The sequence below is a fragment of the Arcicella aurantiaca genome (assembly GCF_003148625.1).
Taxonomy (GTDB): Bacteria; Bacteroidota; Bacteroidia; order Cytophagales; family Spirosomataceae; genus Arcicella; species Arcicella aurantiaca.
In genome coordinates, this window is record NZ_QGGO01000034.1 from 35,810 (window position 1) to 59,389 (window position 23,580).

Annotated in this window: 22 protein-coding genes; 14 read left to right on the top strand and 8 right to left on the bottom strand. The window is 35.8% G+C overall.

The features are described 5' to 3' along the window. The 14 genes from LV89_RS21475 to LV89_RS21540 all read left to right on the top strand — a co-directional run bounded on the left by LV89_RS21475 (position 1) and on the right by LV89_RS21540 (position 13,688). Positions 1 to 1,008, top strand: coding sequence for a diiron oxygenase (locus LV89_RS21475; protein ID WP_109744986.1), 1,008 nt, complete (start codon positions 1 to 3; stop codon positions 1,006 to 1,008). Further along, a complete protein-coding gene (locus tag LV89_RS21480) occupies positions 1,001 to 1,354 on the top strand; it encodes an SCP2 sterol-binding domain-containing protein (protein ID WP_109744987.1) in 354 nt (117 codons plus the stop codon). The genes LV89_RS21475 and LV89_RS21480 overlap by 8 nt, the downstream gene beginning before the upstream one ends. Continuing rightward, a complete protein-coding gene (locus LV89_RS21485; RefSeq protein ID WP_109744988.1) occupies positions 1,355 to 2,350 on the top strand; it encodes a beta-ketoacyl-ACP synthase 3 in 996 nt (331 codons plus the stop codon). 23 nt (positions 2,351 to 2,373) lie between these two features. Next, the gene (locus LV89_RS21490; protein WP_109744989.1) at positions 2,374 to 3,255 is read left to right on the top strand and encodes an MBL fold metallo-hydrolase; all 882 of its coding nucleotides are present in this window, start codon (positions 2,374 to 2,376) and stop codon (positions 3,253 to 3,255) included. Beyond that, positions 3,239 to 4,402 carry an FAD-dependent monooxygenase gene (locus LV89_RS21495; RefSeq protein WP_109744990.1) on the top strand — a complete coding sequence of 388 codons (1,164 nt, stop codon included), beginning with the start codon at positions 3,239 to 3,241 and terminating at the stop codon, positions 4,400 to 4,402. The genes LV89_RS21490 and LV89_RS21495 overlap by 17 nt, the downstream gene beginning before the upstream one ends. A 7-nt stretch (positions 4,403 to 4,409) precedes the next feature. Next, positions 4,410 to 5,150 (top strand): 3-oxoacyl-ACP reductase FabG, encoded by a 741-nt coding sequence (fabG, locus tag LV89_RS21500; RefSeq protein WP_211321252.1) that lies wholly within the window; start codon positions 4,410 to 4,412, stop codon positions 5,148 to 5,150. Positions 5,151 to 5,176: 26 nt separating this feature from the next. Then, on the top strand, positions 5,177 to 6,421 hold the full coding sequence (locus LV89_RS21505) for a beta-ketoacyl-[acyl-carrier-protein] synthase family protein (RefSeq protein ID WP_109744992.1): 1,245 nt from the start codon (positions 5,177 to 5,179) through the stop codon (positions 6,419 to 6,421). A gap of 4 nt (positions 6,422 to 6,425) precedes the next feature. Further along, entirely contained in the window at positions 6,426 to 7,514 is a 1,089-nt protein-coding gene (locus tag LV89_RS21510) for a beta-ketoacyl synthase N-terminal-like domain-containing protein (RefSeq protein ID WP_146199223.1), read from the top strand. Then, entirely contained in the window at positions 7,511 to 8,002 is a 492-nt protein-coding gene (locus tag LV89_RS21515) for a 3-hydroxyacyl-ACP dehydratase FabZ family protein (protein ID WP_109744994.1), read from the top strand. The genes LV89_RS21510 and LV89_RS21515 overlap by 4 nt, the downstream gene beginning before the upstream one ends. An 83-nt stretch (positions 8,003 to 8,085) precedes the next feature. Further along, entirely contained in the window at positions 8,086 to 10,440 is a 2,355-nt protein-coding gene (locus LV89_RS21520) for an efflux RND transporter permease subunit (protein ID WP_109744995.1), read from the top strand. Positions 10,441 to 10,465: 25 nt separating this feature from the next. Next, entirely contained in the window at positions 10,466 to 11,242 is a 777-nt protein-coding gene (locus tag LV89_RS21525) for an outer membrane lipoprotein-sorting protein (RefSeq protein ID WP_158279652.1), read from the top strand. 45 nt (positions 11,243 to 11,287) lie between these two features. Beyond that, on the top strand, positions 11,288 to 12,532 hold the full coding sequence (locus LV89_RS21530; RefSeq protein ID WP_109744997.1) for a hypothetical protein: 1,245 nt from the start codon (positions 11,288 to 11,290) through the stop codon (positions 12,530 to 12,532). After that, a complete protein-coding gene (locus tag LV89_RS21535; protein WP_109744998.1) occupies positions 12,532 to 13,056 on the top strand; it encodes a DUF2867 domain-containing protein in 525 nt (174 codons plus the stop codon). Before LV89_RS21530 ends, LV89_RS21535 begins: the two co-directional genes overlap by 1 nt. Then, entirely contained in the window at positions 13,053 to 13,688 is a 636-nt protein-coding gene (locus LV89_RS21540) for a 4'-phosphopantetheinyl transferase family protein (RefSeq protein ID WP_109744999.1), read from the top strand. Before LV89_RS21535 ends, LV89_RS21540 begins: the two co-directional genes overlap by 4 nt. A 122-nt stretch (positions 13,689 to 13,810) precedes the next feature. Here the strand turns inward: LV89_RS21540 and LV89_RS21545 are convergent, their stop codons facing one another. The 8 genes from LV89_RS21545 to LV89_RS25335 all read right to left on the bottom strand — a co-directional run. Beyond that, the gene (locus LV89_RS21545) at positions 13,811 to 14,665 is read right to left on the bottom strand and encodes a DUF6089 family protein (protein ID WP_158279653.1); all 855 of its coding nucleotides are present in this window, start codon (positions 14,663 to 14,665) and stop codon (positions 13,811 to 13,813) included. Between the two features lie 256 nt (positions 14,666 to 14,921). After that, positions 14,922 to 15,476: a thioredoxin family protein gene (locus LV89_RS21550; RefSeq protein WP_109745001.1), complete on the bottom strand. Its 555-nt coding sequence runs from the start codon at positions 15,474 to 15,476 to the stop codon at positions 14,922 to 14,924. 173 nt (positions 15,477 to 15,649) lie between these two features. Next, positions 15,650 to 16,792: a DUF11 domain-containing protein gene (locus tag LV89_RS21555; protein ID WP_109745002.1), complete on the bottom strand. Its 1,143-nt coding sequence runs from the start codon at positions 16,790 to 16,792 to the stop codon at positions 15,650 to 15,652. A gap of 99 nt (positions 16,793 to 16,891) precedes the next feature. Next, a complete protein-coding gene (locus LV89_RS21560) occupies positions 16,892 to 19,453 on the bottom strand; it encodes a beta strand repeat-containing protein (protein WP_109745003.1) in 2,562 nt (853 codons plus the stop codon). Positions 19,454 to 19,480: 27 nt separating this feature from the next. Further along, positions 19,481 to 20,434: a DUF11 domain-containing protein gene (locus tag LV89_RS21565; RefSeq protein ID WP_109745004.1), complete on the bottom strand. Its 954-nt coding sequence runs from the start codon at positions 20,432 to 20,434 to the stop codon at positions 19,481 to 19,483. A gap of 40 nt (positions 20,435 to 20,474) precedes the next feature. Further along, a complete protein-coding gene (locus LV89_RS21570) occupies positions 20,475 to 21,314 on the bottom strand; it encodes a T9SS type A sorting domain-containing protein (RefSeq protein ID WP_158279654.1) in 840 nt (279 codons plus the stop codon). A 70-nt stretch (positions 21,315 to 21,384) separates the two neighbouring features. After that, complete coding sequence (locus LV89_RS21575) at positions 21,385 to 23,076, bottom strand: DUF11 domain-containing protein (protein WP_109745006.1); 1,692 nt, start codon at positions 23,074 to 23,076, stop codon at positions 21,385 to 21,387. A gap of 27 nt (positions 23,077 to 23,103) precedes the next feature. After that, positions 23,104 to 23,580: hypothetical protein (locus tag LV89_RS25335; RefSeq protein ID WP_158279655.1), on the bottom strand; the 477-nt coding region annotated here is incomplete at its 5' end.

Below are 23,580 nucleotides of genomic sequence, written 5' to 3' on the forward strand. Positions count from 1 at the left end.
ATGATACAGGAAAAAGAACTTAGTGAAAAATTCACTAAACTTTTACAAAAACTAAACGATGCTTCAGACAAAAAACAAATGTCTATGCTACTCGACCATCCTTGGCATTCTCCAAATGAAGGTATTTGGTTGAAAAAAAGAGAAAACTTATCTATCTACGGAACAGAGTTTTACGACTATGCAACTGAAGAAGAACGCCAACGTTTATCCATTATGGAGACTGCTACTTGGTGGCATACCTTTGTGGTATTTGAAAACTTGGTGACAGAATATTATCTAAAAATTATCAATCATGAAAGTTTAAAGGCATTTCCAGAGGTAGTTAGATATATGCACCACTTTTGTAGAGAAGAAGTTACGCATGCTTTGGTGTTCAGAAAAGCGATGAAGCATTTTAATATTCCTCCATTTCCTGTACCCGACAATCTCAAGGATTTCTATAAAGACAATGCTTCAATTATTGAGTTTCCATTAAAAGCTATTTTCTTAACTATTTTGATGGAATGGTTTGCTGAAAACAATGCCATGCTCGACTGCAACAATGATTTTGTGTCGCCTTTGTCTCGTGCTATTGCCGTAGAACATCATAAAGAAGAGGCTCGCCATATTGAATGGGGCAAATTAATGATGCGAGAATTTATTGAAGTAGTACCAGACTTTTTAGATGATGCTCGTGAATATACCGCTCCATTTATGCGTAATTTATTGGATATGGCAACCTGTAATCCTGAAACTTATGACAGAGTTGGTTTTACTCACCCTGCCTTTCAAGATTATGAAAGATTATTTGAAACTGTTTTATTCTCTGAAAATAGAAAGCAAATCAACCGTAAAATCATGGAACCACTGATTCGCTTTTTCATTGAAATAGAGGTTTATACACCTGATTATCATGAGATTTGGGAGGCAGCCAGATTCGGAGAAGATATTGAATTTGTGCTTGAAAAAGAAAGAAGAAAAATTGTAGAAAACGATAACCTTTTAGAAATTCCAATTAGTCATGTCTGAAATCACAGAAATTGAAAAACCTTCGGAAATACTCAAAACCGTTGATGAAGTGATTGCTTCAATGCAGTACCGTTTCCACCCTGAAAATTGCACAAATCTAAAAGCAATTTATCAGTGGCAATTAAAAAATCCTGACCGTAATTTTTATATTTCCATAGATTGTGGAACGTTCCAGATTACAGAAGGGGAACATCCTTCTCCGAATGTAACCGTAGAAACAGATACAGAAGTTTATTTAAAATTAGTGAATGGGCAAATGAAAGATGTCATTGCGGTAGTTACTGGAAAATTAAGAGTGAGAGGAAGTATTAGCACTGCTCAAAAACTAAATAGAATTTTTATCTAAATGACAAATATCAAAACCGTCATTACAGGAGTTGGACATTACTTACCAGAGCAAGTTATTGATAATGAGCAAATTGTAAAAATGATAAATACCAATGTACAATTTATTACCGAACGTACAGGGGTTCTTACTCGCCGACACGCACTCAAAAATCAAGCACTCAGTGATTTAATTATTCCTGCGGTAACAAATGCTCTGGCAAATGCACAATTAGCAGCAAAAGACATTGATTTATTGATTGTAAATACCCTCAGTCCAGACTTTCATGACCCTTCTGAAGCTTGTTTGGTACAGTCAAAACTTGGATTTCGGAATATTCCAAGTTTTGACATTAGGGCTCAATGTTCGGGTTTGATTTATGGAATGCACATCGCCCAACAATTTATCCAAAATCAAACGTATCAGCATATTTTGGTTGTTTGTGGAGAAATGCTTTCAAAACGAATGGATACTTCGGACGCTGGCAGAAACTTGTCAATTTTACTCGGAGATGGAGCAGGAGCTGTCATTTTATCAGGACAAAAAAGTACATCAAAGGGAATCGTTGATATTATCACGAAAGCTGATGGTAATTATTTTCAATTGCTTTGGACACAGTCGCCAGGGACGTCAAATGAACATTTTTTTGGGGGAGATACAAACTCAAATCCACATTTTAGAATGAACGGGCGACCAATGTTTGAACACGCTTCGCAGTCTTTAATTGCCATTGCTCAAGAAATACTCAGGAAACATCATTTAACCCTTGATGATATTGACGTCATCATTCCGCATCAACCCAATATGAGAATCCTTGATGCGGTGATTGGCGGTTTAAATATTCCTATTGAAAAGGTCGCTTTAAATGTTGAATGGCTTGGGAATATGGCTTCGGCATCGTTGCCCGTAACCCTTAGTTTGGCGACAGAATCAGGTTTAGTACAATCGGGCAAATTGGGGCTTTTCTTGGGGTATGGCTCAGGGGCAACTTGGGGAGCTTGCTTGTATCAATTTTAAGTAAAACCTCTAAACTATTTAACATGATTATTCAAGAAGGTGGTCATATTGGGCAAGGCATTTACTTGCTCGGAACTACCGAAAATCCCATTTATTTGATGGGAGCAAACCATGAATGGACTTTGATAGAAGGTGGTTTAATTTCTACAACTGATATTGTTTTGGAACAACTTAAAAACCTAAATATCAGCCTTTCAGACATAAAACATTGGATAATTACGCATTGTCATTTTGACCATTGTGGACTTTTAGAAACCATTTATCCAAAACTTCCTTCAGTAAAAGTATATGCTTCTGCTGAAGCAATTGAGGCATTTCAGAATCCAAAATATTTACGACAAATCAGAAAATATAATGAATTTGTAGTTCCAAATTTGGCTTTGATTTCACAAATAAATCTTACTGAAATACCTTTTGTAACTATTGAAAATGGGCAATATGTAAGCCTTGGCGAAGAAGTTTTAGAAGTCATTAAAACGGCAGGACATAGCCCTTGTTCTTTATCATTCTGGAATCAAAAAAAGGGTGTATTATTTGTGTCTGACGCACTCGGAGAATTACGAAATAATTATGAGTTTTTTCCATTGGCATTTCAAAGTCTTGAGATTTTTAGGCAGTCCATTAAACGATTGGCTCAATATGATGCTCAAATTGTTGCTTTGGGACATAACGGCGTATTAACCCAGAATTTTGCAAAAAATGCGTGTACACAAGCCTTAGATGGATTAGAAGCATTTTATAATCAGGCTGAAAATCTACACAAACAAGGATTAAGTCTCGAACAAGCCGCTCAGCATTTATCTGGAATTTTGTATCCACACAGTGCCAATTTTGTTCCAAAAGAACTCCATTATTTTAGTATGGTACGACTGCTAAACAATCTAACTTATGAAGCAATTTATTGAAAAAAAGCAAGATGTCGTCATTTGTGGGGGAGGAATTGCGGGTTTGGTTTTGGCTTTGGCTTTAGGAAAAACAGGCAAAAAAATTCTAATCTGTGAAAAAGGAAAGTACCTTAATCCAAACGGAGCAGATGTACTAAAACCTTCTGGAATCAGCATTTTGTCGGAATTAGGACTTTTGCCCAATTTATTAAAAGCAGAAGCCCAAAAAAGACATGAAGTTTCATTTTTTCATAATGGACTGCCTACTCTTCACATAGATTATCGTTTGCAACAATCAACAGACCATTTTTTCTTGATTCCCTATCAAGAAGTTTTAGCGATTGTGTTGGAAGCCATCAAAAAAACACCTTCCATAAATATTCTTATGGAAACAGAATTGACTGAAATTGAACAAGATAATGATGGAAATGTTGTAACGGTTGTTTTGAATGAAAAAGAATACGTATATCCAGACATTGTAATTGGAGCAGATGGCATTAACTCCAAATTAAGAAACCTCTTGGGTATCAATGCCGAAATGTATTTTTATCCAAGAGCAATGTATTTCAATAAATTTCCAATCGTTAATTCTGTGAGGGAACGGAATAGACTTTACGTAGATGATAAAAATGCACTTGCTTATTTTTATCCCATCAATCACAAAGAATTCAGAACGGTTTTAAGTTTTGAGAAGGACGAAGCCAACTATCTTTTTCAAGAAAATCAAGTCAGTGAATTAAAGAAACGGCTCCGAAAATTTGTTTCATGCAGTGATGATGCCATCGAAGCAATTACACAGAGTAATGGTTTTACCACTTTTCCATTGTGTAGAATGAATTTGCCAAAATACAATTTCAACAACGTTGTTTTTATTGGAAATGCGGCTCATAGTGTGCATCCTATTTCGGGGCAAGGAATGAATTTGGCAATTGAAGATGCTTGGGAATTATTCTGCCAAATTAGTAACTATTATAAACGAGCATTGGCACTTTCTGAAGCACTCAATCAGTTTCATAATACCCGTCATCCCATTAGTCAAGCCATTGCAAACTATGCCGACCAACTGGCAAATAGTTTTGGTTCAAAAGATGGTTTTTATTTGAGTTTAAACCCAAAAATACAGACCAGTGGTCGTCAAATCAATGATTTGAATGCTATTGGACTTTGAAAATACGATGAATATTGATTTAACAAATAAGAAATATTTAGTAACAGGTGGTAGTAGAGGAATCGGGAAAGCCATTGTGGAAAGACTCGCAAATGCAGGTGCAACGGTTGCGTTTACTTACAAAAGTAGCGATGCCGAAGCTCAAAAAATCGTGGAGCAATTCAATCACAAAGTGTTTGCATTTAAAGCAGACATCAGCGATGAAAATACGTCTATTTCTTTAATTGAAAATATTGAAAACCAAATTGGAGAACTGGACGGACTTATCAATAATGCAGGAATCACGATGGACAAACCTTTTTTTAAAATGGAAACGGAGGCGTGGCAGTCTGTAATTAATACCAATTTGAACGGTACGTTTTATCTATCCAAAGCAGTTATCAATAAATTTATTAGAAAAGATAATTCAAAAATTATCAATATGGCATCTGTTTCGGGGCTTCGGGGAAGTGCTGGGCAAGCCAATTATTCGGCTTCAAAAGCTGCCATGATTGCCTTCACCAAGACTTTGGCAGTAGAATTTGCCCGTTTTAATGTCCAAGTAAATGCCATTGCTCCGGGATTTATAGAAACCGAAATGACCGAACAAATGGACGAAAATATCAAGAAGAATATTCGCCAAATGGTACCTGCACGCAGAATGGGCAGAGCGTCGGAAGTGGCAGATGCGGTACTTTTTTTATTGTCGCCCTCTGCCAATTATATCACGGGGCATACCTTAGTTATTGATGGTGGACTAATGGCTTAGCATAAGAATAAACTAATAAATCTATTATGAAAAAGAAAAGAGTTGTTATTACAGGAATGGGCGTAGTGAGTCCATTAGGGTCTGATTTACAAGAATTTTGGACAGCTATTAAAAATGGTCAAATCGGTATTCAAGGACTTACCAAACTCAGCACTGAACATTATAAGGGCAATCCCATTGCGGCAGAAGTAAAAGGTACAGAAACTTTAGCTTTTGAAGGTCTTGACCAACTGTCTGAATATAGCCAAGCCGTATATTATGCAACGGCAGCCACAAAACTGAGTTTAGTTGATGCGGGTTTGACAGAAAACATCGAAGAAGATAATAATTACGGGTTAATTATTGGTACAACCAGTGGCAATCAAGATATGGTTGAACGTACTATTAATAACTTTGAAATTGAATCGAGAGATGATGAATTAAACCCAAATGCTGCCGAAATGTTAGCCCATTTTCGCCCGATTGAATTAAGTGCAAAAGTAGCTTCTTTATGTAATTTTGGCGGAACAAACATGGTTATTCCAACAGCTTGTGCCGCAGGAAATTATGCTTTTGGTACGGCATATTCAATGATTCAACAAGGAAGAACGCCCGTAATTGTAGCAGGTGGAGCAGACCCTTTCACACGTTCTTGTTATACGATTTTCTATCGTTTAGGAGCAATGACACAAACCAATATTCAACCTTTTGACGAAAACCGTACAGGTATGGTAGTAGGCGAAGGGGCAGCCATGTTGGTTTTGGAGGAATTAGACCACGCCTTAGCTCGAAATGCCAACATTTATGCAGAAGTAAAAGGGTATGGTTTAGCTTGTGATGCTTATCACCCAACAACTCCCGACCCAGACGGCTCAGGGGCAATTTTAGCCATGAATAAAGCCTTAGATATGAGTCAGTTATCGGTTGAAGAAATCGATTATATCTCGGCACATGGTACAGGCACAAAAGCCAATGACGCTCATGAAGCCAAAGCAATGAACAAGGTTTTTGGTACTCAATTACAAAATATGCCTGTAAGCGGAATAAAGTCAATGTTGGGGCATTGTATGGGGGCTGCCAGTGCTTTGGAAGGGGTGGCTTCGGTCATGTCTATTCAAGACCAAATTATTCCTCCAACAATGAATACTGCTTCACTTGACCCAACTTTTTCGCAAGCTTTTGTAGTTACCTCAAAAGCCATTGAAGATAGACCAGTGGAAAATGTCATTAGTAATGCCTTTGCTTTTGGTGGAAATATTTGTAGCGTAATTTTTGGAAAATATAACAACTAAAATCATGATTAATAATTTCAAAGGGGCAATTACTTCTATTGGCTTTAATTCGGTTTGTGGTACAGGGCAAAATGCCTATTACGAACTCGTACATACTTTACCGTCAGAAAAAAAAATATCAACCTACGACCCCGAAGGCTTTTTGGGAACAAAAGGTATTAGATTTTTGAATAATGCAACCTTAATGTACTGCAACTTAGCTTTTCAGTGTATTAGTAATAGAAATTTAGGTGCTAAAATAATAGCAGAAGCAGATAAAATTGGGCTTTATGATGGTTCAGATTTATCCAATATTGAAGATGGTTTTATCTTTGATTTAACGGCTAAAATGGATGGGCCAGCTCTGGTGAGTCCTATGTCTGCCCCTAATACGATTGCCAATGCGTCGTCGAGTATGATGGCAATAAAATCAACTATTAAAGGACCAAACTTTACGGTTTGTGGTGGAGCTTGCGGGAGTTTACAAGCCTTAGACATTGCACTTTTACATTTGTCTGAAAACATGATTGATTGTGCAATCGTGGGTTCTACCGAAATAACTTCTCGTTATCATCAGGCAGTTCGTCAAGGGGAACTTCGTGGAGAAGCCCAAGAGCAAGATGCTCCAGAAATGGGAATAGCCTTTTCGATAGAATCCTTAGAAAATGCTCAAAAACAAGGAACGGAGATTTTAGGAACAATTTTAGGAGTACATTCTGGACAAAAACTTAGAAAAGAAACCTCAGAAGGGCTTTTAATCAGACTTTGTTCTCAACTTCTTAAACAGACAGATTTATCAAGTGAACAACTCGATGGACTTATTTTATCTGCGGGTAGTCATTGTATTGATGAAGTTATTTTCAAAAAACAAGTCAATGAAAAAATCAATCCTGATTTAGCTATTATTTATCCAGAATCAGTACATGGGTATGGCGATAATGCAGGAGGTTTTGCGGGAATGTTGTTTGGTATTGGACTTTTCAATCAAAAAATTAAAAACAACTTACCTTCATTACGCATTGACGGAACTCCGAAGGAAAGCTATAAACATTTAATTATTGCTACCATCGACCGCACAGGTTATGGTATCGTTACTCTTCTAAAAAAAGCATGAATCCATTATTAAATAATTATCAAATCCAACAATTATTACCTCATCGTTATCCGATTCAATTGGTTGACCAAGTGATTGAATTTGAGGAAAATAAAGAAATAATTGCCTTAAAAGCAATCGGTATTGGTGAACCTGCTTTAAGAGGACATTTCCCTAATTTCCCTATCATGCCGGGGGTTTTATTGGTTGAAGCATTAGGACAAACTTGTGCTTTATTATTAGAACTAACTCGCCGACAATGGAAGGTTGGCGATGATTTTAATGTTTCTGATGAGCAATCTTTAGGCGTATTAGGTGGCGTAAAAGTTAAGATGTTAAAACCCGTTCTTCCGGGTACTCTTGTAAAACTAAAAGCAACGCTTGACTGGAGTAAAGGGCCAGCATCATCGCTAAATGTAGTTGCTTATGATGCTATCAACGAAAAAAAAATATTCGTAAGAGGGTCAATTTTAGTAGCAATGGCTCCAAAATCAAGTTTGTCAAGTTAAAAACATACTTGTAAAAGACTGTGAAACCTCTTTCATCTGAAAATTAAGACAATCTCTAAATTAACTTCCAATATCATTTAAAAATGAAAATTAATTTTGACGAATTTTACTCCCGTTATGCCGAATGGGTTATAAAATGGCGTAAATCAATTGTTTATGGATTTTTAGCACTAACGTTAGTCATGGCGGCAGGGGCAAGATTTATGACAATTGATGGCGATATGCTTCTGTATTTTAGCAAAAATATGCCGCAGCGTTTGGCATTAGATAAAATCCATGATGATTATGAACGTACCGACAATGTGGTAGTGGCAATTGCCCCGACTAATAAAAATGTTTTTACGTCGCAAACGCTTTCTGTACTTGAAAAAATGACCAACGAACTTTGGAAAACGCCTTTTGTTTCCAGAGTTGACGGCATTACCAATTTTCAACATACGCAGGTTCATCATGATGATTTGACGGTGAAAAACTTGGTTGAAGATGCCAAAACCAAAACGCCAAATGAAATCAAAAAGATTAGGAATATTGCCTTGACTGACCCCGATTTGGTAAATCGACTCATTTCGCCTTCGGGGCATACTACGGGTATTTATTTGACCATTAAATTTCCTAAAAAAGACTTCATCAGCGAAGGACCAAAAGTTGTCAAGTTTTTGAGAGATTTAAAGAAAAAATACGAAAGTCCAGACTTGAAAATATACTTAACAGGTACTGTTTTCGTGGATAATGCCTTTGCAGAAGCAGGACAAAAAGACATGACCACCCTTATTCCAATCATGTATGGTATAATGGTACTGATGTTAGCTTTTTTCTTTCGTTCAACCGTTGGTATAATTGCTTCTGTATTTATTACACTCATTTCTGTGGGTGTTTCTTTGGGTGTTTTTGGGTATTTTGGTATTCCGATGAACCCCGTTACTACGGCTGCCCCAACCATGATAATTACCGTCGTGATTGCAGACGGCATTCACTTTTTTATCACGGTGGCACAATTAATCAGCGAAGGGCTAAGCAAACAGGAGGCAATAAAACGAAGTATTCAGATGAATTTCAAGCCTTTTTTATTAACGGGCGTTACTAATATTTTAGGGTATTTGAGTTTAAATTTTTCAGACTCTCCGCCTTTTAGTGAATTAGGAAATTTAGTAGCTATCGGAATGTTTACGGGTTGGATGCTATCAATTATTTGGTTGCCCGCACTCATTGCCATGATGCCCATCAAAATCAAAAACTTCAAAATGGAACGTGAGTATAATTTTGAAGGATTCGGAAAATTTGTCGTTAAACATTTCAAAGCAGTCATTGTAGTTTTTATTGTGGCTACGCTTGGTTTAGCTCCTTTTATCTACAAAAATATCATCAATGATATGTTCTTAAATTTCTTTGATGAAGACTTAGAAATCAGAAAAGACACCGAATTTGTCGTGGATAATCTTACAGGGCTGTATTCCATTGAATATTCTTTGGGTGCAAACGGAGCCGATAATATCGCTGACCCTGTGTATTTAAAGAAAATGGAAGAGTTTGAGCGTTGGTTTCAAAAACAAGACAAAGTGGTTCATGTGAGTTCATTTACTTCTGTTATGAGACGACTCAATAAAATCATGCACAACAATGATGACAATTATAATAAAATACCTGAAGATAAAGCTCTGGCGTCTCAATATTTACTGATGTACGAAATGTCATTGCCTTATGGACGTGACTTGAATAATCAGATTAATATCGACAAATCTGCCACACGTTTTAGGGTTGTCTTTAAAAATTTGTACACCGCCGACCTCAAACGTATAGAGGAAGCCGCAAACAATTGGCTGAAGAAAAATGCCCCCGTTTCTATGTATTCCAATGGTACAAGTACCTCCATTATGTTTAGATATTTATCCGAAAAAAATATTGATAATATGCTTTATGGATATGGGTCGGCTTTGGCAATTATTGCGATTGTGATGATTTTAGCCATTAAATCAATCAAATTTGGCTTAATCAGTCTTATTCCTAATATTTTACCAACGGTTTTTGCCTTTGGACTTTGGGGAATTTTTGTTGGCGAAGTTGGACTGGCTGTTGCTTTTGTAACGTCTTTTTCTTCTGGAATTGTCGTTGATGATTCTGTTCATTTTTTTGTCAAATACTTACGAGCAAGGCGGACTTTAGGCTATTCGCCAGCACAGTCTATTATTTATACTTTCAAAACGGTAGGTTCGTCGATGTTGGTATCAACGTTAATTTTGGCGGTTGGTTTTTCGGTATTAATATTTTCGCCGTTTCAGTCAAACGCCAGCATGGGCATTTTGTGTTCATTGACTATATTCATCGCCCTAATTTCCGATTTTTTCTTAACGCCAGCTCTATTAATGGCATTTGACAGAGGTTCTTTTAAAAAGATAGAAGCTGAAGAAAATGACATAGCGTACAGTCCAAACTTGGTATAATACCTTATTACTAAAACTAAAAATGATGAAAAATATAATTTACATAAGCCTTTTCTGCCTGATTTCTATGGGTATTTACGCACAAAATGATGCACAGAAAGGATATGAAATAGCCAAAAAAACGCAAGAAAATATGAGTGGCTATAAAAAATATTATGCAGAAATGGATATGGTTTTGACCAAAGAAAACGGTAAATCGTTTCAGCGAAAAGTAAAAACGTACCATTTGGAGCAACCAAATTTTAGTGAAAAAACGATAAATATTTTTGATGAACCCGCAGACGTGAAGGGTACAAAAATGTTTTCGCAACCCGATGAAAAAAATACGGTTGATGACCAATGGCTTTTTTTGCCCGCCCTCAGCAAAACCAAAAGAATAGCCAATGAAAACAAATCAGGGCCTTTTATGGGAAGTGAATTAGCATTTGAAGATTTGGGAAGCAATAAGTTAACAAAATTTACTTACCAATTTGGAGGCACAAAAATAAGAAACGGACGTGAATGCTTAATTCTACTCATGTTTCCCGTAAGTAAATACAGTGGCTATCATCATGTAGAATCTTGGATTGATAAAGAAAGAATGCTTCCGATATATTCAAGGTATTTTGATAAAAGAAATGAACTGGTTAAGGTTTTAGAAGAAGAACTTAGAGATTTTGGAAAATTTAGTTTGCCTTCAAAAATGAAAGTTCATAATGAAAAAACAGGTAGAGAAACCGTTATCGTTTGGAAAAATTTTAATTTCAACGTCAATATCGATGAAAAATTTTTCAATGCAAATGTCTTTGAAACCATGAATTGACAAGCTGTTGATTACTTATTTGACTTCAACCTTAAAAATGAAAAAATGAAATTCAAAATTGTTTTGTTATTTGTCGGAATTACCCTTCATTTTTTAGCAAAAGCACAGACTGATACATTACAAGTTGATACAACCGAAGCAAAATCTCCTAAATTGCTGCATCATTTACAAGGAAATATCGGACTTGAAGCAACGTATTTTTATGATTCTCCTTTTCTCCCTTCGCAAGAATCGGGACAGGTTTCTTTATTGGTAAATTTGAATTATCAAGCTTGGACAAAAAATCAAAGATTAAAACTTATTATTAAACCTTATTTACGGATTACAGCCTTTGATAAAAGTCGTTCGCATATTGATTTACGAGAAGGGTATTTGTTATATTCTGCCAAAAGTTGGGACGCAAAAATGGGCTTTCAGAACATTTCATCTGGTTTTGCACAAGGTTTTTCGGTAATGAATGTTATCAATCAAACCGATGATTTAGAAGTCCCTTGGTCGCCTGTTGCATTAGGGCAACCCATGATTAATCTTGGTTATCTAAAGAAAAACTTTGCTTTCAGAGCAATGGCAATGCCTTTTTTTAGGGTCAAAAAATTGCCTGATTTTGATAGCAGACTCAATATTTACCCATTGCCCATTAATACTCAAAATGCTAAAATTGAATCTAATAATGTGAGTTGGGCGATAAAATTATCCGATAAATTTTTAGCTGATAAATTAGAAACCGAAGTAATATATTTTGAGGGTTTATCCAATACGCCATATATTATTCCAACGCCAGATTTTAGCTCTCTCAATCTCAATTATTTGAGAATGAATTATTTAGGATTATCTTCTCAATATGTTTGGAAGAGTTTGGTAGTAAAAGGAGAATACGCATATCGCCGACAAAATAACCAAGAATATTGGGGTGGAATGGTTGGTTTTGAGTATCCTTTTGCCAATATTGGAGGTTCGGCAATAGAAATGAATCTATTTGCAGAATATTTTTATGATGCTTGGCGAGATAAAAATCATTTTCCGTTTTCAAAAATAGCCCTTTTGGGAAATCGGGTAGATTTTGGAGATATTCAAAGCACCACTTTGTATATGAAAATGTTACTTTTACCTACCGAAAATACTTTTAATCGTCTTTTTGTCAATTTAGAAATTTCTCGTCGAATGATGAATCATTGGGAAACTAAGATTTCGTGGGTTTCTTATATCGGGCAGGCTATTCCCAAAACCGAGCCGCTAACCGTAATGCAACACGTTAATAATGTAACTATTTCGCTTAACCGTTTTTTTTAATGAAAATTTCATCCTGTTCCATTCCTAACAAATCATTACTTTTAAAGGTATTTCCCAAAATTGATTATGCTGATTCTTACAGCGTGAACTTACCTGATTCTTTAAAAATTAATGCTCGTGATGCTACCCGAACTTTCTTTGAATGTTCGCCCGACTGGGTAATATATTTAATGAAGCTAAGGGATAAATTAGTGGGAATAGTGGGTTTAAAAACGCATAAAAACCCGACTGAAAAACCAGATTTCAAGAAAGTGCAATTTGAAGTGGGAGAAAAATATGGACTTTTTGAAATTACCAATCATGTTGATGGCGAAATAATAATGGGGGCAGATGATAAACATCTCAATTTCAGAGTATCAATAATGATTAATGAAAATTCCAATTTGTCACAGCAATTAATTGTGTCAACTGCCGTAGTGATTCATAATAAATTTGGAACAGGCTATTTTAAAATTATTGCTCCATTTCATCAAATTGTTGTAAAAAGTTTTATTAAAAAAATGGCAATTCTTCTCATAAAATGATTTGGATAAAATTTCTTCATTTTTCAGCTATTGATGACATTATTTTAGGGCATTTTTTAGAAATACTACCTCCGAAAATACAAAAACATATTTTACAAAAAAAACGCCCAGATGACCAAAAAAGGAGTCTTCTGGGTATATTTTTGGTAAAAAACTTTTTAGCAGAACACTGTTTGCCCTTTTCTCTTTTGTTTGAAATTCAGTTTGAAAATTTTGTAAAACCTGCTTTTCAAACGATTCAATTAGATTTTAACATAAGTCATACCAACGAATATGTTGTTGCGGCATTCTCATTTCAACATAAAATTGGTATTGATATTGAGCAAGTTCGTACAGTTAAAGGTTGGGACGATTGTACATATTTGAATGATAATGACCTTAAAAAACTACAAATAGCGATTTCTCCTTCTTCAACTTTTTTAGAAATATGGTGTCAGAAAGAAGCCGTTTTAAAAGCTTGTGGTTGTGGGTTTGCAGTGCCGATTAGTGAGGTTGAAATAATGAATGATTTTGCGATGCTGAATGGACAAAAATGGTACTTACACGTTTTTCATCTAAAAGACAATTTAAGCGTTATTGCCTCCAACAAGCCAAATGCTATCATACAAATAGAAGAATACAAAATACCGTAATTCAATGATATAAAAAACAAAAAATCCTAAATCCTAACTGAACTGGGTTATTAAGTTATTCCTCAAAATTATTGATAAATAGGGTCTTTAATCGTAATGATGTGTCCAAATAACTAATCTTTTCACTCATTACTTATTTGTGGACATCTTATTTTTTTGTTTGGAATTAAAAATTGTATTTTAAGAGAAGTTGTAATATAAGCATCATTTCCATTTTTACTTCCTCTATTAGTTCCTATCGCTCCAAAGGCTACGTGTGAGGAATTGAAGGGGTTTGTATTGGGTAAATTGTTATCATTGAGATATTTAATAACGTTTGTATTTCTGTCAATTCCTGTATTTGCGGCTATTGGTTCACGGCTTCTATTTGACAAAGCCACCCCAATTTGATTAGAAAATAAACCTGTATTGGGATAAATACTTGATACATCATCAAGATAGTCTGTAAAGATGGAATGATATGTAACTTCAAAAGAGCAATCAATTACTTTATTATATCGGTATCTCAATCCAATTCCCGATGGAATGGTAATTCCTGATAATTTATATGGTTCTGGATAAATAATATTAACCCCTTGTCCTTCTGTATGGTAAGGTTCGAGGTTTATCCATTGTTGATTTCCAAAACTAACAGGCAGTTTTGCTTGAGGATTATGAATATAATAGCCAATACCTACTAATAGATAAGGCGATAGATTGAGCCTTTTACGAAAATCAGTAGTATAATCTAAAGGGTGATATTCAAGGAAAGTTGAAATTTGTTTGAGGTCATTTCTGAAATGTAAATTTCGGATAAAGTCAAGGTCATTATTAGCGTAAAAATCATCTCCAGACAAACGTATATATGAAGCCGCTATACCAAGATGTATTGCAGGATTGAGGGTGTAGGTATATGAACAATTAATATTCCATCTGATTGCCTCGATATTGTTTAAAGCCCCTATATCTCCAGAAAAATGAGATGACCCTATACCCAAACTTAAAGTCGAGTATTTTATAAGCGTCTTTGAGGAATATTTCTTTTGGGACAGACCTTCAAAACTCCTCAAGAAAAATAGTATCAAAACAAGGATACTGATTATAGAATTTCTCTTATTTATTGGTATCATAGAGCGAAAAACATTTGGCTAATCTCAAAATAACCCACACCTCAAAAAGGTGTAGGTATCCAAATAACCCATAAAATTGTAAACTTTTTATACCTGAAGTAAAATGATTAAAATAAATCCATTCTTACTTTATCTGTCCTTGAAATGTTTTTGAAAACTCATTCCAATTTTGTGTTTTATAGTGATTTCCGCCAAAATAATTTATGGCAAGGTCAATGTTTTTAGCAGAATTGTAGCCTTTAATGAAATTAAGAATTGTCAATTTTTCATCAAAAAATAAAAGCGTTGGAAAACTCAAAGGGCTTTGTCCTTTTTGAAATATTGTGGTTATTGGATGAAAACCATTAGTTGATACTAATTCCTTATCATTGAATCGAATTGAGTTTTTATCAAATGCGTCGGCTTTTATACTGTAATAATTTTGATTGATATAATCTATAATCATTTGATTATTGAAGACTTCCTTTTCAAATTTTTGGCACCATTCGCAATCTTTAGCATATACTTCAACGATTACTTTTTTGGGAGTTTTAGCTTGTACTACTTTCAACTGTTCAAATGTTATCCATTCGATAGTATTTTTTTGAGCCAAAGAAATGTGATGATTGCCAAGACAAATCCAGAGCAATAGCGAGATAAACTTGGCACTATATTTTATTGGTACATTTAATAAACACATTTTTAGAAAAGGTTAATCTGTTCAGTATTTTTGAATAGTGTCATCAAGGAAAAAATAATACAAAAGCGTGAATATTTCACGCCCTGTATGTATCACCGCCCTATTTTGGCATTCCTTCCTCTGCCTTAATATTTATTCAGAATGAGTAGGTACGATGGTCGCCCTTACTTATTTCAAAAAGATTTTTTCGTTTTTTTTATTACCGTAAATGGCACACAAATTTCTTTACAATCAGTTTTGTCTTTTACAACGGTCTGAACCTTATTTGAAGAACTGTACCCTATACTTCCGCCTCCATTTGCAAATGCTTGATTGATAAAAAGACCTGTTTTTTGAGCCACTACACTAAAAATTATAGTTTGACTATCATTAGGTATTATCACATTTGAGGATTGACAAGTGACGAGTGTCCTTGTTGAATTATTAACAATCACAATATTTGATTGACAATTCCAGCTATCAGATGACACTGTTTTCTGAAAAGTTAGTCCTTGTTGCAAAGTGTCTGTTACTGTTATTATATCTTGGGTAGCTGTATTACCAATATTTTTTATAGTTAAAGTATAGTTAAAAGCATTTTCCACGACTGCTGCATTGGGTGCATTTTTCGTGATGTCAAGTATCGGCTTTTGAGGTAAACACGCTACAAAACCTGTGGCTTTCTCTATCGTCATATTAATACCTGTTATGAGGCTAATATCCTTCCCAATTTCAAAATTGAGAGGATATGTACCCTCTTGATAGGTTATTGGAATAATGTTATAGACGCCATCTGGATTTCCTTCAAAAGTAGGGTTCATTTTTATTAATAATATTTTCCCTTTGCCGTCAGTCAAGGCATAACTTACTGTCTTTCCTATTGCAATGTTTATTGCCAAAGAAGTAAAATTCCCTGTTGAATTGTTACAATCACATATATTAGTTGGCACTACCACTGTTTTATAACAAGCTGAAACTAAATTTATATTTTTCCCAACATCCAAATTAGGAACATAAAGGGCATTCTCGTAAGTTATTCCATAAGCTAAATAATTACCTGCTAACACATTTTGAAAGGTTGTACTATTTACAGGTGTTACATACTTAATTGTACCATTGTTATCGGTCAATACCAAACGACTGCTAAACCCTATACCCGTAGTATGCCCTGTGAGTGTCATATTAAAAGTTCCTGCTTTATAGTTGCATTCTAAGCGATTTTGGCTAAAAGTTGGGGAACTAATCGTTAAAACAAACCCCATCATGATAGACCAAAATAGGTAACCAATGTCATGCTTTATCCTCGATGGTTTTATTTTTTCTGTGATGGTTTTCATTGTATTTTATGGGGCTTTATTTGTCATGAAGCATCGTATTTAAACACTATCTGAATTTTATAGCCTAACAAATTGAGTGTTAGGCTATAAAATAAATGTTTAATATTTTAAGACTCCCGGATTGATATTGGTTGGGCAACCTACATTGGTATTGACGGTATTTGAGTTTGTATTACCTGTTGTACCACCACCATTTACAGAAGCTGTATTATTGTAATTTCCTGATAATACAGGATTTACGACCAACGTTATCACACTATTTGCACCTACTGCAATGGCATTGTTCGTAATACAAGTTACGGTTTGTCCAACTGCTGAACATGACCAACCACTACCATTACCAGACACAAAATTCAAACCTGTTGGTAGCACGTCAGATACCACAATTTGCCCATTTGTATTACTTGTTCCAGTATTTGATACTGTCAATGTATAATTATAATTTACACCTACTGTTGCTGTTGTTGGCCCTGCCTTTACCATTGCTAAATTGGGCGTTGGGGCTGGATTAATTTGTGTAGTCACACTGTTTGAAGTTGAAGAAGTTTTATCTCCACCACCTGTAACTGACGCCACATTGACATAAGTACCTGTTTGGGTAGGTGTTACTATCAAATTAATGGTTGATGTTCCATTGACAATAATCGCAGTTGTACTTGTACAAGTAACGGTTTGACCTACTCCAGAACATGACCAGCCTGTTCCTGAGCCACTCACAAAAGTTAATCCAGCAGGGAGAGCATCAGTTACAGTAATAGTTCCTGTGGTTGCTACTGTTCCTGTATTATTTATGGTTAAGGTATAGTTGTAATTTGTGCCAACTGTTCCTGTTACTGGACCCGATTTTGAAATCACCAAATTGGGTGTTGGTGCTTCATTAATAGTAGTATTTACATCATTGGAAATTGACGGGGTCGAATCGCCACCACCTACTACTGAAGCATTATTTACCACAGCTCCTGAACTCAAAGGATTGACCGTTAATACAATAGAACTACTACCATTTACCAAAATGGGATTATTGGTAGTACAAGTCATATTTTGACCAACTGCTGAACATACCCAGCCCGAACCTGTTGCACTTACAAAAGAAAGCCCCGCTGGAATAGCATCTGTTACACTTACAAGCCCATTAGTGGGGGCTGTTCCTGTGTTATTAACCGTTAATGTATAGGTAAAATTTGTTCCTACGGTTGCGGTACTTGGTCCAGTTTTTATCAAGGTTAAATTGGGCATTGGAGCCGCATTGATGACTGTTGTCACTAAGTTAGATGTGGATGAGGTATTATCTCCACCCCCTACAACGTTAGCAGTATTATTAACTGTTCCAGTTGCTGTTGGATTGACGGTTAAGGTAATATTACTTCCTCCATTGACAGAAATCACATTATTGGTAATACAAGTAACTGTTTGTCCTGATGCCGAACAAGTCCAGCCTGTTCCTGTACCAGACACAAATGTTAATCCTGTTGGGATAATATCAGTAACAGTAACTAAACCTCCATTAGTCGCTGCTGTTCCTGTGTTATTAACGATGAGTGAATAGTCAAAATTTACGCCAACCGTTCCAGTCGCTGGACCCGACTTTGAAATTACTAAATTAGGAGTAGCTGGATTACTGACCACTGTATTTACCGAGTTTGATGTACTTGGAGTATTATCTCCACCTCCTGAAACTGAAGCTGTATTATTGAAGCTACCTGTTTGAGTTGGGGTAACTGTCAAATTGATTATTGATGCCGAACTTGCTGGTAATATTGAACTACTGGTGGTACAAGTTACGGTTTGACCATTAGCCGCACAAGACCAGCCATTGCCAGAGCCTGAAACAAATGTAAGTCCAGAAGGAAGTACATCTGTTACCGTGACAACTCCAGAGGTTGGAGCAACCCCGTTGTTACTTACACTTAAAGTATAGTTATAATTTGACCCGACTGTACCAGTAGTTGGTCCAGCTTTTGATACTACTAATGCTGGCAAACACACGATATAACCCGTACCTGTCGTTACACTCACACATGAACCACTTACGCCACTAATATTATTGTTGACAGCCAATCCATTCACAGTTCCATTTCCGTCATAACTTACTCCGTAAATATTATAAACGCCATTGCCATAACCTGTAAATGTTGGAACGTTATCAATAGCTAAAATTTGCCCTTTACCATCTGTTAGTACATATTTATTTACTTGACCAGCTATTGAAGTTTGACCACTCACCGAAGCCGACAGTATTCCACTTGCATTATTACAATCACATACATTTAGAGGAATAGATGTTGTTTTGTAACAAAATCCAACAGAATTTACATTTCCTCCAACTGCCAAATTGGGATTTGTAGAAGCATCATAAGTGATTCCATAAGCCAAATAACTACCAGCAGTTACATTGTTTAAAGTTGTATTATTGGCTGCTGAGACATATTGAATTACTCCCGTAGCATTAGTCAATACTAATTGACTGGTAATATTAGAGCCTGTTGACTGTCCAGAAAGAACTAAAGTAACATTGCCTGCTTTAAAATTACAAGTACCCGTTTGTGCATTTAAAGATTTGGTAGGGATGAAAAACAAAACCATTACCAAAAATAAGATGAGTGATTTAGCCATACGTGGAACAATATCTTGCCCGTATGCTAAGGTATATATATGATTCATATCTTTTTTATTTATGACATTAAATAATTACAAACGGGTTAAAGAACCTGCATTAATTGTACATCCAGTAGTTGTACTCACGGTATTGGAGTTCATTGAGGTAGTATCGCCACCACCAACAATACTTCCAAGGGTATTGAATGTACCATTAACGGTTGGGGTTACGGTAAAAGTCACCGTATTTGAAGCTGATGGAGCTATTACATTTGAACTTGTACACGTCACATTTTGTCCAGTAGCACTACAAACCCAACCCGTTCCTGTGCCGCTTACAAAACTAAGCCCTGCTGGAAGAGTGCTTGTTAGTGTAATGGGTGTACCAGTTGTACTTATTGCTCCGTCGTTCGATACTGTATATACGTAATTAAAATTAGTGCCAACTACGGCAGTTGATGGTGCTGAAAGAGCAATGGTTATATCTGGATTACCAACAGCACATGGAGCAGAAGTTCCATAATTAGTAGTATATTGGTTACCGGGGCCAGCTCCAACGATGGAGATATTATTGCCTGCGTTTAGACCGACAGGAGTGGGTGTCGTTCCGTTGACAAATAAGTCTAAATTACCCAAACATGAACCAGCTATTTCAAAAGTAAATAAATCAATTTCTGTATTGACTGCAATATCGAATTGGGGAGTATTATTCAATTTAAAAAAGATATAGTCTTTTGATGAATTAACAGAGGGGGCATTGGTACGATTAAACCCAAATGAAGGAGCAGTAGTAACACCGCTTCCCCCAGAAAGAATCATATTGGTTAAGTTTTGAATTGTACCAGACCCCGTTGGAATTAATACGGTAAACTGAAAAGAGTTAGATATTTGAGCCGCAGAACCTGAATAGGCTGTTGCTGATTTCATTGAGGCTTTATAAGAGCCATTGGTTAATTTTTGAATTCGGTAGGTTACTTGAGCAAAACTTCCTTGACTTAAAAGAAGTAATGCACAGAATAATCCAAAAATGATTGGTAGCTTTTTCATTGGGAATGCTTTTAAAATGTTAATATACTTTGGGTTTTGACTATTGAATTATCATTAGTTTCTGTGTATTTGTCCCATACTTATCATCTCGCTGCAACTTAAAGAAATAAGCCCCCGATTTTAAAGATGATACTTCTATCTCCTGAGATTGTTCTCCATAACTGGAATTAACAGACTTTCGTATTTTTTCTAAACCTGTATTGTCAAAAATAAGAATGTCTAATTTTTTGATTGCTTCGGCATCATCCAATTGATTATTCCAAGTAATTATGACTTTATTAGAAGCAGGATTTGGATATAAGTTCTTTATTTGAAGATAAGTCTTTACTGCATTTTCAGATGACATTGGTAGTGGTTCAACATTACTTAAATAGGCATTTCCGGGGCCATGCCCTAAAATACTTATGTAATTTTTAAGATTGTATTGAGTTTTATTAGTGGATAAAGCCATAATGTCTTGGTCATTATTTATCAAACTGACCTTAGCTTTTACATCGCCAATATTCTTGAAAGAAAATAGGCTTATTTCTTCTCCCTTTTTATATTTGAATTGGCTGTGTGCCATTGTCTGCATACCAAATGAAATATAAGTATAATCTGGAGCTAAAGCGGGTTTTGTAAGATTGGCATTATTAACCCAATTGGTTTCTGGTTGAAGTGACATTATTTCTCGGATAAGAAAATTTGTTGCTCCTTCTACTTTTAGGGTTACTTGAGCAGTACCTGTTATATTTTGATTTCCTTCATAAGTTTCTTCTGAAACCATGCTTACGATATATGTTTGACGGTCTTCTTGGCGAGTGAGTTTGAATTTCACTTGTGCATAAGTTAAAACAGTACATAAACAGAAAACAATGAAAGCTGAAAATGTTTTTTTCATGGGACTTACTTGTTTGGTATTAAGTTTTAGGAACACTTCGTCCTGATTTAGGAAGAAGTGTTCGCATAATTTATGGGATTTGCTGGGTAATAATTGCATTGGGAAGTTGTACGGAATTTCCTAAGAAATAGTACAAAACATTAAAAAACACAAGGTCGGTATCACTATCAGGGCCTTGATAGATGGTATTTCCATCCATGTTGAAGTCCGTTTTTAGATAATTGATACGTATAAAATTGGCATCTCCTGCGGTATTACCAGAGGCAAAGTAGATATTACTAAACACATAGTCAATATCACTACCCGGCCCTTGAAAAATAACATTACCATCACCCGAAGCATTGCCAGCCCACATTGTTTTTATGCCTGTACTTGCTCCACTTGTGAAAGTATATTGAGCATAAGGGCTTGATACATTGTAATTTGTGGTTGAATTAGTCGTAAAATTTACCACGATTGGGGTACTGTTAATGGTAACGGGTGTACCTGTCATAACTCCTAAGTGATTACGATGACGAACTGCTACATAATAATTACCTCCCGCCAAACCGCTAAATGTTACTGCTGAAAGACCATCAGTATCTACAATATCTCCATCTCGTTGAATCAATGCTGCTCTACGTGCCAATACTGTTGATGGATTTGAAGAGCTATGCAGTTCTAACATTATCCAATCTACAATGGCATTATTCCCTGTAATATTCAATACTGATGCTGAAATACTTTCTGTACCAGCATAAGTAAAGTCTGATAAACTGCTATAAGGTTGTGTGAACGGAATCAGAGATTGTACTCTTAGAGCATCATTCATTAATCCCGTATTCGGGTTAAATGGACCTTGTAAAAATACTTTTGCCGATACCAAGCCTACTGAACCACCCACAATTGTATTTACTGTATTAGAGTTTTTAGCAGTTGTACTTGGGTCGCCACCACCTGTTACCGTTGCGGTATTACTATATGTACCTGATAATGTTGGCGTTACAGTTAAAGTAATACTTGAATTACCTCCTGCAACAATTGGTGTTGTATTGGTACAAGTAACCAATTGAGCAATAGCACTACAAGACCAACCCGTGCCACTACCTGTCAAGAATGATATACCCGTTGGTAAGTTATCTTGAACAATGATACCACCTGTTGTTGCTAAATCTCCAATATTATTCACTGTTAAAGTGTAAGCAAAATTAGTATTGACAGTTACCGTTGTAGGAGCAGACTTACTGATGGTCAAATTGACACTCGGTTTATTACAGGCTGAAAGTGTAACTACAATTACACTTTCACTGCTAAAACACATGGTGGTAGTGTCGTAATATGCTACAAAGAATGTTCCCGCACCAGATGCTGTAACGGCATTGCCATTTATTCTATTAGATGCTGATACAGGTGATGCTGAGTGATAACTAACGACCATTCCTGAGGGTTTTGCCGTAGAATCTACTAAAGTTCTCAAATCAACATTTGCGACAGGGCAAGTATTTGTTGCTACTCGTATTAATGAAGCATCACTATAACAAGAACCAAATTTATATACACCATAGTATAATCCTGAAGTTACAGCATTGGGAGTTGTAACAACATTTTGAGGCGTTATTGGTAAACCACTATGCCACTCAAATAATGCCCCAACAGGTATTGATTCTGTGGGTTGATGAGTAGTGAGGTCGGTGGTGGGTGTTTGGGCTTGAGCATATATTATGCCCAAACACCACACAACCAAGCCAATTACCCAACTTATTTTATTTCTATTGTAATTCATATTGATAGAATTTTAATGTTGAGTAATTTATTTCAATTTAGGACCAACTTGTGTAGATGAACAATTATCTAAAGTCCATACATCTGTTATTACTTTCTTCTTTGCAATGATAGAAGATAAGTCGGCCGAACAAGTGGCTGTTGTACCTATCGTGAAATTCATTATACCTAAAGCCGTTCCATTGTACTTTATGGGAATGTACAAGGTTTGAATTCCTGTTGTTTCTGTTGATACAGACGTGATTCCATTTGCTAAACTCATACCCGAACCGTTTATCGTAATCGGAGTGAATGTGCCTGTTGTGGTTACATTAACAGTTACTGCCAATATATTTTGGCTTGGCAATCCTGCTATTGGTGCTGGGATAATTTGAGTTTTATTACAATCTATCGTTCCTGCTGCTGCTGCTGATACATTCACTTTATAGACCGCTACATTACACTTTGCAGGCGTACTACTATCACATACTTTCATACAGAAATAATAATTACCCGGAATTGTTGG